The organism is Sedimentitalea nanhaiensis DSM 24252, assembly GCF_000473225.1.
GTDB lineage: Bacteria > Pseudomonadota > Alphaproteobacteria > Rhodobacterales > Rhodobacteraceae > Sedimentitalea > Sedimentitalea nanhaiensis.
Genome location: NZ_KI421510.1, coordinates 44,717 through 58,528, shown reverse-complemented (window position 1 = coordinate 58,528; position 13,812 = coordinate 44,717). Strand labels below are relative to the sequence as shown.

10 protein-coding genes and 1 pseudogene are annotated in these 13,812 nt (G+C 59.8%); 1 reads left to right on the top strand and 10 read right to left on the bottom strand.

All coding sequences use genetic code 11. The features are described from left to right. From NANH_RS0124005 to NANH_RS27210, 5 genes and pseudogenes are all read right to left on the bottom strand, one after another. A complete protein-coding gene (locus tag NANH_RS0124005; RefSeq protein ID WP_027264303.1) occupies window positions 1-888 on the bottom strand; it encodes a branched-chain amino acid ABC transporter permease in 888 nt (295 codons plus the stop codon). Continuing rightward, window positions 889-2,808, bottom strand: coding sequence for an AMP-dependent synthetase/ligase (locus NANH_RS0124000; RefSeq protein ID WP_027264302.1), 1,920 nt, complete (start codon window positions 2,806-2,808; stop codon window positions 889-891). It abuts the gene before it with no gap. Beyond that, window positions 2,801-3,607 (bottom strand): ABC transporter ATP-binding protein, encoded by an 807-nt coding sequence (locus NANH_RS0123995; RefSeq protein WP_027264301.1) that lies wholly within the window; start codon window positions 3,605-3,607, stop codon window positions 2,801-2,803. The genes NANH_RS0124000 and NANH_RS0123995 overlap by 8 nt, the downstream gene beginning before the upstream one ends. Window positions 3,608-3,644: 37 nt before the next feature. After that, window positions 3,645-4,499, bottom strand: a complete 855-nt coding sequence (locus tag NANH_RS0123990; protein ID WP_027264300.1) for an SDR family oxidoreductase — start codon at window positions 4,497-4,499, stop codon at window positions 3,645-3,647. 105 nt (window positions 4,500-4,604) lie between these two features. Next, window positions 4,605-5,339: pseudogene (locus NANH_RS27210) on the bottom strand (acyl-CoA dehydrogenase family protein); the annotation flags it as partial. A 108-nt stretch (window positions 5,340-5,447) separates the two neighbouring features. On the opposite strand from NANH_RS27210, the gene NANH_RS0123980 reads away from it, so the two are divergent. After that, a complete protein-coding gene (locus tag NANH_RS0123980; protein ID WP_027264277.1) occupies window positions 5,448-6,713 on the top strand; it encodes an IS256 family transposase in 1,266 nt (421 codons plus the stop codon). A gap of 318 nt (window positions 6,714-7,031) precedes the next feature. Here the strand turns inward: NANH_RS0123980 and NANH_RS0123970 are convergent. The 5 genes from NANH_RS0123970 to NANH_RS27205 all read right to left on the bottom strand — a co-directional run bounded on the left by NANH_RS0123970 (window position 7,032) and on the right by NANH_RS27205 (window position 13,783). Next, window positions 7,032-8,191, bottom strand: a protein-coding gene (locus NANH_RS0123970) for an IS3 family transposase (RefSeq protein ID WP_100165069.1) whose coding sequence is annotated in 2 segments (ribosomal slippage) — window positions 7,032-7,942 and window positions 7,942-8,191 — 1,161 coding nt in all. Because the reading frame shifts where the segments join, the coding sequence is not laid out codon by codon here. Between the two features lie 121 nt (window positions 8,192-8,312). Beyond that, a complete protein-coding gene (locus NANH_RS0123960; protein WP_027264297.1) occupies window positions 8,313-11,393 on the bottom strand; it encodes an efflux RND transporter permease subunit in 3,081 nt (1,026 codons plus the stop codon). 27 nt (window positions 11,394-11,420) lie between these two features. Continuing rightward, on the bottom strand, window positions 11,421-12,524 hold the full coding sequence (locus tag NANH_RS0123955; RefSeq protein ID WP_237267656.1) for an efflux RND transporter periplasmic adaptor subunit: 1,104 nt from the start codon (window positions 12,522-12,524) through the stop codon (window positions 11,421-11,423). 31 nt (window positions 12,525-12,555) lie between these two features. Continuing rightward, complete coding sequence (locus NANH_RS0123950; RefSeq protein WP_027264295.1) at window positions 12,556-13,107, bottom strand: TetR/AcrR family transcriptional regulator; 552 nt, start codon at window positions 13,105-13,107, stop codon at window positions 12,556-12,558. A 67-nt stretch (window positions 13,108-13,174) separates the two neighbouring features. After that, on the bottom strand, window positions 13,175-13,783 hold the full coding sequence (locus NANH_RS27205) for a TetR/AcrR family transcriptional regulator (RefSeq protein WP_036051549.1): 609 nt from the start codon (window positions 13,781-13,783) through the stop codon (window positions 13,175-13,177). Window positions 13,784-13,812 lie beyond the last annotated feature (29 nt).

Below are 13,812 nucleotides of genomic sequence, written 5' to 3'. Positions count from 1 at the left end.
TTACACCCTTTCGATGTCGTGACGACCGAACAGCCCGTGCGGACGGATCATGACCGTAAGAATGAGCACGGCAGCGACGATAAGCTCACGGCTTCCGCCTCCGACAAGCGGATCGAGGAAATCAGCGCCAACGTTTTCGACGACGCCCAGGATGATGCCCGCGATCACGGCGCCAAGGATACTGTCGAGACCACCGAGAACGGCAACCGTCAGACCTTTGAGAAGCAACAGCGACAGCGCCTGATCGACACCCTGAATCTCGCCCCATATAACGCCTGCGGCGACGGCAACAACGGATGCCAGCGCCCAAGAAAAGCCAACTCCGCGTTCAACCGAGATGCCGACCGACCACGAAGCCATGTAATCATCCGCGATCGCCCGCAACTTGATCCCGGTCCGGGTTCGGAAAAACAGCATGAAGGCGACAAACAAGACGAGCGCAACACCGGCACCAACCAGATGGATGCGGCTGATGAATATGTCGCCCAGGAACAGCGGATCATAGCTGACGCCCAATTCCATCGAACGCGACGTCCCGCCCCAGATCGCAAGCGTTGTACCCCGCAGGAAAATGTCGAGGCCGAGTGTCAGCATCAAGATCATGACAACCGGCCGACCTGCGAGACGGCGCAGAGCAACACGCTCAATGCCGAACCCAAGGCCGAACATGACAACCGCAGCCAGAGGGATGGCCAGCCACAAGGGTAAACCCACGTCGCGTGCCAGCGCCAGGACCACATAGGCCCCGACCATGGTCAACCCGCCCTGCGCCAGATTGGGCACCGAAGATGCCTTGTAAATCAGCACAAGGCCGATGGCGAATAGCGAGTACAGCAGACCCGTCAAGGCTCCGTTGATCGCAAGCTCTGATAGAAAGACCCAGTCCATTTATACCTCCCTGATGGGAAGGCTTCTTTCGACCTTCCCTACTTCCCCGGTCTCGTAAGTCACCTGCGCGCTTACATGGACCTCTTTTGAACCGTCGTAGAGCGCTGCGATCACGTCGGCATAGCGTTCCTGAACGACCTTCCGCCGCAGTTTTCGGGTTCGCGTGATTTCGCCATCGTCCGGGTCGAATTCTTTCGGCAGACTGACAAAGCGTTGCAGGCGCAATGGTTCGGTGACGGCCTTGTTGACCCGTTGGAAGGCCTCGCGAAGCAACGTCGCGACCTCTTCACGCTGAGAAAGATCGGCATAAGACACATAGGGCACGCCGTTCACCTCTGCCCAGTGGCCAACGGCTTCGAAATCCACGCAGACCATAGCCGTCAATTCGTCAAGTCCGGCGCCGATTACGGCAGCATCCTTAATATAAGGGCTGAATTTCAACCGGTTCTCGATGTAGTTTGGCACAAACCGCTCGCCTCCGGCCGTATGCATGACCTCGGAGACGCGCCCCAGAACAACCAGGTGTCCATCTTCCTCCAAATACCCGGCATCACCTGTATGCAGCCACCCGCCCTCAAGGGCTTCGGCGGTCGCTTCGGGTTTGTTGAAGTACCCTTCGAATACGCTGTCCGAGCGTACCAAGATCTCCCCGTCCTCGGCGATGGTCACCTCGACGCCGGGCGCGGGTTTGCCAACCGTATGAAGGCGCACTTCACCCGGAGACTGAATTGCATTGATCGCGCTGTTTTCGGTTTGGCCGTAGAGTTGGCGCAATTTGATTCCCAAGGCTCGGTAGAAAACAAAGGTGTCTTCGCCGATCGCTTCGCCGCCGGTGAACGCGTTCTTGAGGCGGCTCATTCCGAACTGGTCCTTGATCGGACCGAAAACAATTGCCTCACCCAAAAGTCGGCCCAAAGGCTCCAATATACCACCGCTTTTTCCGTTCAGCTTGCGTGTCTCAGCGGCGATGGCCCGATCCATGAAGAAATGATACAGCCATTTCTTGAAAGGGGTCGAATTCTCGATACCCACCTGGATTGTCGTCAGCATTTGGTCCCAGCTTCTCGGCGCCGCCAGATAGAAGGTCGGAGCGATCTCGCGCATGTCGCGCACGACCGTTTCCTGGCGCTCAGGCACATTCACGGTGAAACGCCAAAGGAGTGCCGCGGCAACGGTTATGGCGTAGTCTCCCACCCAGGCCATCGGCAAGTACGCGAGGATCTCCTCATTTTCGTCGAAGGCACCCGCCGCATGTCCATTCCGAGCAGCAGCAAGAACGTTCTTCTGACTCAGTACGATGCCCTTCGGCGCGCCCGTCGTTCCGGAGGAGTGCAGAAAAATGGCCGGATCTTCCGGCTTCGCACGACTAAGCAGTTCCTCACGCAGGCCCGGGGTTTCGTTCAGATCGTGCTGACCAACTTCGATCAGGTGATCCCAGGACATCAGCCCTTCAACCTCGTAGAAGCCAAGACCGCGCGCTTCATCATAAATGATGTGGTCGATGCCCTCGGCGCCGGCGTCCTTCAGTTCCAGGATCTTGTCAACCTGTTCCTGATCTTCCGCAATAGCCGCGACGATCTCCACTTCGCCAAGAAAGTGCCGGAGTTCTTCGAGCGTCGCGCCGGGATAGGCAGGCATTGCATAGGCACCAAGCAACGAAACAGCCAGCATGCCGCCATAGAGCCGCGCACGGTTATCGCCCAGAACAAGCACTGCTTTGCCAGGCTTCACGCCGATTTTTTCAAGCCCAGCCGCACAGGCCACCACCTCTTGGGCGTATTCCGCCCAGGTGGTTTCTTTCCATATCCCACGCTCTTTTTCGCGACGGGCGATATCCTTTCCGTGGAGCGACGCGTTCTTCGCCAGAAGTGCACCAATCGTTTCGCCGCCTGAAGACCGGTTCTTCGTAAAATCAGTCATGCGACCCTCCGATATATGCCTCGATGACCCGCGGGTCCTTCACAACCTCCTTGGGGATGCCACTGGCGATCATTTCACCGTAATTCAGTGCCAGCATCCGATCACAAATGCCGGTGATGACATCCATATGGTGTTCGATCAGCAGAACGCTGACGCCGCGTTCGGCACGGGCATCCAGAATGAAACGGGACATATACCCTTTCTCTTCCTGGTTCATGCCGGCCATCGGTTCATCGAGAATCAGCATTTGTGGCTCGGCCACCAATGCCCGCGCCAGCTCGACCCGTTTTTTCAACCCGATCGGAAGACCATCGACCAACTCATGCCGGATGCTCTCGAGTTGCAGAAACTCGATCACCTCCTCGACGATTTTACGGTTCTCGATTTCTTCACGCTGTGCTGCCCACCAATATAGCGCCGTACGCAAAACGCCTGGGCTCATGTGGATGTGCCGCCCGAGCAGGATGTTGTCCAGAACGCTCATCCCGTTGAACAGGGCAAGATTTTGGAACGTCCTGGCAACCCCAAGCTTGGCAACCTTGTGAGGCGCTGTGCCCGTGATGTCTTTTCCTGCCAGCCGGACTTTGCCCTCGTTTGGCGGATAAAATCCGGTAATTGCGTTCGTCAGTGTTGTCTTGCCGCTGCCATTCGGACCGACAAGTCCAAAGATTTCCCCTTGCCGGATAACAAGGTCCACACCGGTGACAGCGACGATGCCGCCGAACCGTCGTTCGACCCCGCTGCACTCCAGTATCGCCCCATCATCGGCTCCGATTGCTGTTTTAGTCTTTGTCGTCATCTAGATCCCGTTGTCCCCCTAAGGTTCACGGCCATCATCAGGTAATCCGGAAGTAGTCCGGCCGCCCCGTTGGCCATGGATCCCCCCACAATTGCTGCCCACCGTCGATGTTCAGAACTTCACCGGTTACGAATTTCCCTGAATTCGCCGCCATATAGACAACCCCTTCAGCGACATCCCATTCGTCCCCGGCGTGCCGCATCGGATTGGAGTCCTGAAAGGTCGCAGAACCCTCCGGAGGGTAGTTCCCGAAACCGTTGCTTTCGCAGCAACCCGGCGCCACGCAGTTCACTCGGATACCGTGCGGAGCCCACTCCACCGCAACCGACTTGGACAGGTAAACTACCCCTGCCCGGGCCGCACAGGTATGCGCGATGCCGGGCATGCCGCGCCAGATATCGGCCACGATGTTGACGATGGAGCCCGATTGCTTGTTGGCGACCCAGTGGCGCGCCGTGGATTGCATCATCCACCACGTGCCGTTCAGGTTGGTGTCTATGACCGCATTCCAGCCCTTTGGACTAAACTCCAACGCTGCTTGCGGAAACTGACCCCCAGCATTGTTCACCAATACGTCAATCGCCCCGAACTCCTGGTTCGTCTTGGCGACAAAATCCTCGACCTGCTCAGGCTCCCGGATGGTCATTGGCACAGCGAAGACTTTACCCCCGAAACTTTCGAGGAACTCCCTCGCCAAAGCCAGTTTCTCTTCGTTGCGTCCATTGATCGCCAGATTGGCCCCGAGCCTCGCGAACAGGGTCGCAATTGCCAGCCCCAATCCGCCTCCAGCGCCGGTCACCACAACGGTTTTGCCGCTGAATAAATCGCTCGCGTAAACGGTTGCACGTTTCGACAGGTCCTCCTTCGAAGACCCGAACTGCGTCTTATGCATGACGCCTCCTCCCATTCCCCTTAAGGGGCAGTTGTCACTAATCTAACGCGCGTTAGAAAATTGGTCAAGACACCTTTTCCCACCAGCCCCGCCCGTTATCTCAGATCAGTAAGACATTGGAAGTCCAAGGGCTTTTTCTGCTATGAACGACAAAAGCATCTGCGGTGTCACCGGTACGATGCGGAACAGCAGAGCTTCCCGTACCAGTCGCTCCACGTGATATTCCTTGGCGTATCCGAATCCGCCAAATGTAATTTGCGCGGCTTCGGTCGCCTCAACCGCGGCGTCGGCGGCCAAAAGCTTGGCAGCGTTCGCCTCGACGCCGCAGGGTTCTCCCGCATCGTAGAGGGCTGCAGCGTGCATCACCATGAGATTGGCAGATTCCACCCGCGCCCAGGCTTTGGCGAGTGGATGCTGAACACCCTGATTTTGGCCGATCGGGCGGTCAAAAATCACACGTTCGTTTGCATAATGCGCCGCTCGCGCCAGTGCGTTGCGCGCAATACCGATGCATTCACCGGCCACCAGGATGCGTTCGGGATTCAACCCGTGCAAAATTTGTCTAAAGCCTTTGCCCTCCTCCCCGATCAGGTCCTCAGCCGGAATCGGCAACCCATCGATGAAGACTTCGTTAGAATCGACAGCCTTTCGACCCATCTTTTCGATCTCTCGCACGTCAACGAAATTTCGGTCGAGATCTGTATAGAACAGGCTCAGCCCTTCGGTCGGGCTGCTCACATCCTCAAGCCGCGTTGTTCTGGCCAGAAGCAACATCTTGTCTGCCACCTGCGCGGTAGAAATCCAGACTTTTTGTCCGTGCACGACATATCTGTCCCCCCGCCACTTCGCAACGAGCTATGCTGGGAAATGGGTGACGGTGTTTGAGAAGGCGGCGTATCGTGGCGGGTGTCGAAGCCTGCCAGAACTTCCAGAAGGAACGATACGCCTATGACGAAGAATACCGACATCATCGCCCTGCGTCAGCCGGAATCTGTTGACGATCCGCTGACCGAGATTGCCCGGGATGGGGCGCGCCGGATGCTGGCCGCTGCACTTCGGGCAGAGGCTGACGCCTTCGTCGCTCAGCATGCCGAAGAGGTCCTGCCGGATGGCCGGCAGCGTATCGTCCGGCATGGGTATGGGCCGGAGCGAAGCATCCAGACCGGGATCGGCGCGCTTGATGTGCGCCGCCCGAAGGTGCGAGACCGCGCGGCCGGACCTGCTGACGAGAAGGTGCGGTTCAGCTCCGCCATCCTGCCGAAATGGGCGCGGCGGTCGCGCAGCCTCGATGCCCTGCTGCCAGTCCTCTACCTGCGCGGCATTTCCACCGGCGACTTCCGGGAGGCGCTCTCTGCGATCTTGGGGGCGGAGGCGCCAAACCTGTCGCCGGGCGTAATCTCGCGCCTGACCGGGGAATGGCAGCAGGAACATGACCGCTGGCAGCGCCGTGATCTTTCGGCGCGGCGGTATGTCTACATCTGGGCGGACGGCGTCTACCTCCAGGCCCGGATGGAGCCGCAGGCCGAGTGCATGCTGGTCATTCTGGGCGCCACGCCCGAAGGGAAGAAGGAACTGGTCGGCTTCCAGATCGGCGTTCGGGAAAGCGCGCAGAGTTGGCGCGAGTTGCCGGTCGACATCAAGGCCCGCGGCCTTGCCGTCCCGCCGGAGATCGCCGTGGGAGACGGGGCCATGGGGTTCTGGAAGGCGCTCGACGAGGTCTTCCCCGGCACGCGTCATCAGCGCTGTTGGGTCCACAAGATCGCCAACGTGCTGAACAAGTTCCCGAAATCGATGCAGCCGACGGTGAAGGCCGACCTGCGCGAGATATGGCAGGCCGAGACCCGCGCTAAGGCCAAGGCCGCCATGGACATCTTCGCCGAGAAATATGGGATCAAATACGAGAAGGCGGTAAACTGCCTGACAAAAGACCGCGACGCGCTGCTGGCGTTCTATGACTTCCCGGCCGACCATTGGGATCACCTGCGCACGGGCAACCCAATCGAAAGCGTCTTCGCCACCGTCCGGCACAGGACCGTCCGAACCAAGGGGGCGCTGTCGCAAACGACAGCGAAGCTGATGGTGTTCAAGCTCGTTCAGACCGCCGCCAAAACATGGCGCCGCCTGAAGGGCGCGAACCAGTTGCCTTTGGTCATCGAAGGCGTCACATTCACCGACGGTGTCGCCGAGAACGACACCGAAAACCGCGCCGCGTGATCAAGCCGCATCACCCAGATTTCAGCATAGCTCAAGGCCTTCGCGAGATCGCCCTTGCCGGGAATGCGTAGCAGTTGGGCCTCGGTCCATGCCTTGAAGGCCTAGACCATGGAGCGGGAGTGCGCCTGGCGTGCTGCCAGCCGCAGTTCCGCTGTCTTTTTTGCCCACCCGAACTATGGCCTGCGGTGCGTTCTTTCAGGCCTGTGGGACGAAGCGCTCGTCTTTGGCGGCACCGACATTCGGCGGTTTTCTCGAAGGCGCGCTTGAGGCGACGGAACATGCCTACACCGTCTGACCTGCCCCCCTTCGGTCCCTCGTTCATAACGAGAGTCTGCGGGTTTGATCTTGATAATCATGGGTTTCGGTTTGGGCAAGCGCGCCGGGCGCGGAGCCCTCAAATTGCTCAAGCGCTCGGCGCGCTTGCAGTGGCGTCTGGTTTCCGAGCGACGAATGCGGCCTGACGGCATTGTAGTCATATCGCCATAGCGCCAGCTTTCGCCGGGCATCGTTCAGGGTGTCAAAGATCTCCTCGTTCAATAGCTCGTCGCGCAGGCTGCCGTTGAACGACTCGATGAAGGCGTTCTGCTGTGGCTTCCCTGGGTCGATGTAATGCCACGGCACATCGTTCTGGTCGGCCCATTTCAGGATGGCCCGGCTTGTGAACTCCGTGCCGTTATCACTGACGATGCAACCTGGTTTTCCGTAGACCCGCACCAGCGCATCCAGCTCGCGGGCGACACGGGCTCCCGAGATACTGGTGTCGGCCATGAGGCACAGGTTTTCGCGGCAGCAATCGTCGATCACTGCCAGGATGCGGAACTTGCGTGAAGCACCAAAGCTGTCCGACAGAAAGTCCAGCGACCACCGCGCATTTGGGCGCGCCGCCTCCGGCATCGGTGTGCGTGTGCCGCGGGCCCGTTTGCGGCCACGTCGTCGCTTCACCGAGAGACCTTCCTCCCGGTAGAGCCGATACAGCTTCTTGTGGTTCATGATCATGCCCTTGCGTTCGAGCAGGACGCCGATCCGACGATAGCCGAACCGACGTCGCTTGCCTGCAATCTCCTGCATCTCTTTGCGGATCTCGGGGCAATCCGGCGGGCGTTCGCGCCGGACCGTCTTTGGATCGACACCGACAAGCCGGCAGGCCCGGCGCTGCGAGATGTCGTGATCCCGCATCGCTCTGAGCGCTGCCTCTCGCCGCTTGGTCAGCGTCGTCAGTTCTTTCCCAAAAGATCTTTCAGGACCACGTTGTCGAGCATCGTATCGGCCAGCAGGCGCTTGAGCTTGGTGTTCTCGTCTTCCAGCGCCTTCAGCCGGGCGGCTTCTGACACCTCCATGCCGCCGTATTTGGCTTTCAGCTTGTAAAACGTGGACGGGCTCAGCCCGTGACGACGGCACAGTTCGGCCGTCGGCATGCCCGCCTCTTGCTCCTTGATCATCCCGATAATCTGCGCCTCGGTAAAACGGCTCTTTCGCATTCGTCTGCTCCTTCAAGGTTGGGCAGACTCTACATCATGATGAGGGATTTCGCGGGGGGCAGGTCACGTCCTTAAGACGGGTCGAGGGCGCTCAGAGAAGCGCTTATAACTGCATCTGCGTTCAGGCTGTCGCTGGGGAACCTGAAGGAGCGTTTTCTTGTTTAGGCGGCTTGATCAAGAAGAACAGCGCATACAATACCGGCACCGCGACCAGTGTCAGGATCGAGGCGAACGCGAGGCCACCCATGATTGTGACAGCCATCGATGCGAAGAAGGCGTCTGATATGAGCGGAATCATACCGAAAATCGTTGTGCCCGCAGCCAGCACGACGGGCCTCAAACGGCTGACCGAGCCATCGATCACCGCCTGATAGTCCTCGACATCTTCGGCGCGTTGCTGATCGATTTCTTCCACCAGCACAATGGCGTTCTTCATCAGCATCCCGGAAAGGGACAAGAAGCCGAGAAGCGCCGTGAACGTGAACGGGAGCCCCGTGAACAGCAGACCGAGAACCATGCCTGTGACCGACATCGGTACGACGAGCCACAATATCAGCGGCTGGCGCACCTTGTTGAACATCAGGATCGAGATCGTCAGCATCACAATGAGGCTGATCGGAAGCTGCTTGCCGAGACTTTCGTTGGCCATCTGCTGGCTTTCGTATTCGCCACCCCACTCCATCGAATAGCCGTCGGGGAGCCGCATCGCTTCGATCTCGTCGCGCACGCTGTTGAAGGCTTCGTTCGCAGTCAGATCCGGTCGCGCGCCGCCAAGAGCCGTGATCGTTCGCGCCCGGTCGCGCCGGTGGATCAGCGCCTCGACGAGGCGGGGCTCAAAGCTGGAGACGAGGTTGGCCATCGGCACATAATCATTTGCCCCCGGCGACCAGACCGAGAGGTCGCGCAAACGGTCCAGCCCGTCGCGCTCGACCTCGGGAAGCCGCAGATACATAGGGATTTCGGCATCGCCTTCGCGCAGGGTGCCCACCCGCAGGCCCGAGGTGCCGTATTGCACGGTGTCGGAAATCGATCCGCGAGTCGCACCGGCCAACCGCATGCGAGCCTCGTCGACGATGGGTTCGACGAGAATTTCGCGCTGCCGCCAGTCTGTGCGCGGGTTTGTGATCGTGCCGGCCTCGTCGAAGATCGCAAGCGCGTTATCCGATAGCTGCCGGAGGACAACTGGATCGGGTCCGGAAAACCGGACGGCGACATCGGCCCCGGCAGGCGGACCGAAGACGATCTCCTCGACGCGGATAAGAGCATTGGGGAATTGCGCCGGCAGTTCACGATTGAGACGCGCCGCAACATCGGGGATGAGTGTGGCATCGGTCGCACGCACGATCAGCTGACCGTAGCTCGCATCGGCCTGCTCAGGGTTGTAGGTCAGCATGAAGCGGCTGGCCCCTCGCCCGACAAGCGTCGTCACGTCCGTCACGATCTCCTCGCCTAAGATGATCGCCTCCAGCCGAGCGATTTCTTCATTCGTGACTCGAATGTCCGTGCCTTGCGGCATCTGGAATTCGACGTAGAATATCGGGGTGTTCGACGCCGGAAAAAAAGCCTGTTTGACCTGACCAAAGGCCATGACCGACCAGACCGTGATTCCGACGATCGTCAGGACGACGAGCACACGGGCGCGCAGCGCCAGCCTGAGGAAACCGCGGTAGGCCGAATAGACGAAGCCGCGATAGGGGTCCTTGGAGGTGTTTTTTGGCGCCTTCAGAAGGAGCTTCCCAAGATAGGGTGTAACGGTCACGGCGAGGATCCAGCTCATCAGCAACGAAATCGCGATAACCGCGAAAAGCGAAAACAGAAATTCGCCGGTGGCATCTGGCGACAGTCCAATTCCAGAGAACGCCATGATCCCGATCACGGTAGCCCCAAGCAGAGGAAATGATGTCGCGGTCTCGGTATCGGCGGCGGCGTCTTCGGCGGACTTGCCCCGTGCCATGCCAATCAGCATGCCTTCGGCGATCACGATGGCGTTGTCGACCAGCATACCCATAGCGATGATCAGCGCCCCAAGACTGATCCGTTCCATCTCGATGCCGAAGACAGACATGAAAAACAGCGTGGAAAACACCGTTAGGCCCAGCGTGGCACCCACCACCAGACCCGCGCGCCAACCCATGGTCAGCATCAGCGCCCCGATGACGATGGCCACGGATTGACCGAGGCTGACAAGAAAGCTCGAGACCGCTTCGTCGACGACCTTATGCTGTTCATAGATCGGTACGATCTCGACGCCGTCCGGCAATTCGGTCTTCAGTTGGTCCAGTCGTGCCTCGACCGATCTGCCGACCTCGACAACGTTGCGGTCCACGAGCGCCGAGACCCCAAGAGTGAAAGCTCGCGTGCCATTGTGACGCACGATCTGGCTCGGCCGCTCTGTCTCCTCTCGGACCACGCGGGCGATGTCGTAGAGCGCAATCTGCCCGACCTCTCCGGGGGCGCCGAGCCGCAGCGCCTCAATGCCCTCGACGCTGACATAACCCGGCGGAACGGACACACCTAGCCGAGACAGCCCTTCGCTGATCTCGCCGTTGGAGAAAACCTGGTTCTCGTCGGCGATGATACCGAGGATCTGGTCCGGTGGCAGCCCCAGTTCGGTCAGGCGCGCCGAAGGGACCGAGATGATGATCTCCTCTTCCGCCAGCCCCTGAACCTCGATCTTGGCCACCCCGTCGACGGTGACAAAGCCGCGCCGCAGTTTAGTCGCGAGGTCTCGCTGTTCCGAGGCGCTCAACCCATCGGCCGTCACAGCGTAGAACATGCCGTAGACGTCGCCGAAATCGTCATTGATGATCGGAGACTGCGCACCGGAGGGGAACTCTCTTTCGATGTCGCGGATGCGGCGGCGCATTTCGTCCCAGACCTGTGGGATCTCGTCGGGCCCATAGGTCATCTCGATCTCGACCGTGATCTGGGCCATGCCCGGCATGGATTTCGATTCCACCCGGTCGAGCTGCTTCATCTGTTGGAGTGCGCTTTCCACGACATCGGTGACTTCCTCTTCCACCTCCATCGCCGTCGCGCCCGGATAGGGCACGAAAACGAGCGCCGTCTTGAGCGTGAAACTCGGGTCTTCGAGGCGTCCGACCGTGTTCAGCCCCCACAAACCGCCGAGAAGGCAAAAGATAATTGCCAGCCAAACGGCGACCGGACGTCGGATGCTTGCGCGGGAAATACTCATTGTCATGGTTTCGGTTTTCCGGTCCAGGATCGTTCAGAGGCCGCGAACCGCGACTGTTTCGTTTTCCTTCAGGCGCCACCACCCGCCGGACACAACCAGTTCGTCTCCGGAGAGCCCCTCAAGCACGACGATTTCGTCGTCGTTCGGCAGCCCCAGGCGGATCGTCTTACGGGACACCCGGCCGGTCCCCTCGTCATACAGCCAGATGGACGGCTCGCTCCGGCTCGTCGTGTCGATCGCCGAGACCGGGACGACTACCAACCGCGATTGCGCACCCTCCGCGGCGGCGGCTACGCGCACATTCGCCGTCATTCCGGGCAGCAATCTCGGGTCGATGGCGCCCTCGATTGCAAACTCTACGTCATAGGTTTGGGCTGTGGGGTCTGCATCGGTCACGAATGTCCGCAGATACAGAGTTGCGTCATACCCCGGCACGGCGGGGAAAGAGGCGGTTACCCTGAATGCATCGGGCTGGGCCCGTGCCATCGCAGCGAGTTCCTCGGGCAGCGAAATCCGCACCCGCATTTCACTGATGTCCTGCAACCTGGCAATCGGAGCCGCAGGGGTGACGTTCGAAAACTCCTCCAGAAAGATGCGCGCGACAATGGCGTCAAAGGGCGCGGTGATCGTGGCTTGAGCCAAGCGTCGCTCCGCTTCACGCAGGGCGACTTCTGCCTGAGCAAGCTGCGCGCGGTTCGTTTCAAGTCGGGCGTCGGTCGCCACCCCTTTCTCGGTCAGACTCAACGCACGATCGTATTCGGATTTTGCGAGGTCGAAAGAGGCCTGCGCCCGATCCACGGCCAATTCGAAATCGACTGGGTCGAGCGCGGCAATTAAATCGCCTTTCTCAACCCGAGTCCCGGCATCTACCGTGAGGTCGGAAAGCTGACCCGAAACCTGAAAGGCGATATCCACGGTCCGGGCGGGCTCCACGCGGCCTGCCAGGCTGCGCGCTCTATCGCTATCGCGAAGCTCGGCACGCGATACTTCGACCGTGACCGGCTGGGCCATATCTTGCTCGGCGCTTCCTTGCGCATCGGCACCGGAAACCTCATCCGTAGTCTGCGCGAAGACCTTGGATGCGATGTCCGGGTTGAATTGCACAAGAAGGACAATGGCGAGAAGGAGGGCGACCAATCCAGCGGCACCTCCTAGGAAGTATCTGGTTCTATTCAAGCTCATTTATCATGTCCCACAATCTGTCGATGGCGGCGTCTTGCTGATCGGCATCACCATCCGCGAGGCGAAGGAGCCTCTGGAAACGAAGACCCTGGATCGCCAAAAAGAGAACCATCGCCGCAGTGTCGTCCTGCGCGTCCGAACGGATGCGCTCGACATCACGGGACAGCTCTCTTCTCAGCGGGTCCAGAAGATTCGGATCCGACGCCGAAACCGCGAGAATAGCCATCGAAAGGTCATCATCGGTGCTTCTGGCTTGCAGAACTGTCTCGAGATGACCGCGCAGGGTGCGGGAACTGTGCCCTTCCGGGACCGACGCCAGACGTTCGCGGTGCTCCGCGAGCATTTCGTCGAGCAGCCCGGCCAGAAGCGCTTTCTTGGTGGGGAAGTTGTACAACACCCCACCCTTGCTGAGGCCGGATTCCCGAGCGACGGCGTCGATCGTGATCTTTCCCGCGCCTTCTCGCAGCGCAATCGCCCGCGCAGCGCCGAGAATCTTTGGCGAGGCGTTCTTCGGTTGCTTTTCCACTTGTGCAGTCACCCTGTACCGTCCGGTCGGTTAAGTCATTGGGCGAACTAATGCGCTGCCCCGTATTTGGCAAGCGAGCTCAATCTGAAAATTTGTCTCTGTGGCCGCTACCGTAAAGTCGCAGGAATGCAGCGACCGCTTCGCGCGCATGTTTCTCGCGGTGGACTGGTCGTTTCACTGCGAGAAGGCGCGGCATAAGTAGCCCCGAAACGCAAAGGTGTATGAAGTGATCGGACGCGCGCCGGGCGTCATCGACATCGAGCGCGCCTTCGCGCGTAAGGCGCTCCAGAACCCGCCCGACGAGTTCGCGGGCCGGTTTCGGGCCTGCGCGAAAATACACCTCACCCACTTCGGGAAGCGCCTCGGAGGCGCCGATGCACGTTCGCAGGAGACGGATGTAGGTGTCGTCCAAGATGAGGTCGACCATGCGCAGGGCGAGTTCTTCCAACCGGGCGCGCGGCTCCAAAGACGCGGTCAAGGGCCGGAGGATTTCGTCCGCAAGCCGACCGCACTCGGATTCAACCACGCTCAGGAACAGTTGCTCCTTGGTCGGGTAATACGAATACATGGTTGCCTTCGACACTTTTCCCTCGGCGGCAATCGCATCGACCGTGGCTCCTTCATAACCGCATCGGAAGAAGACCTCGCGCGCACCAACCATGACGTCGGCCAACTTTCTCTCGCGCATCTCGTTCTCTCTATCCCAGGCAGGACTAG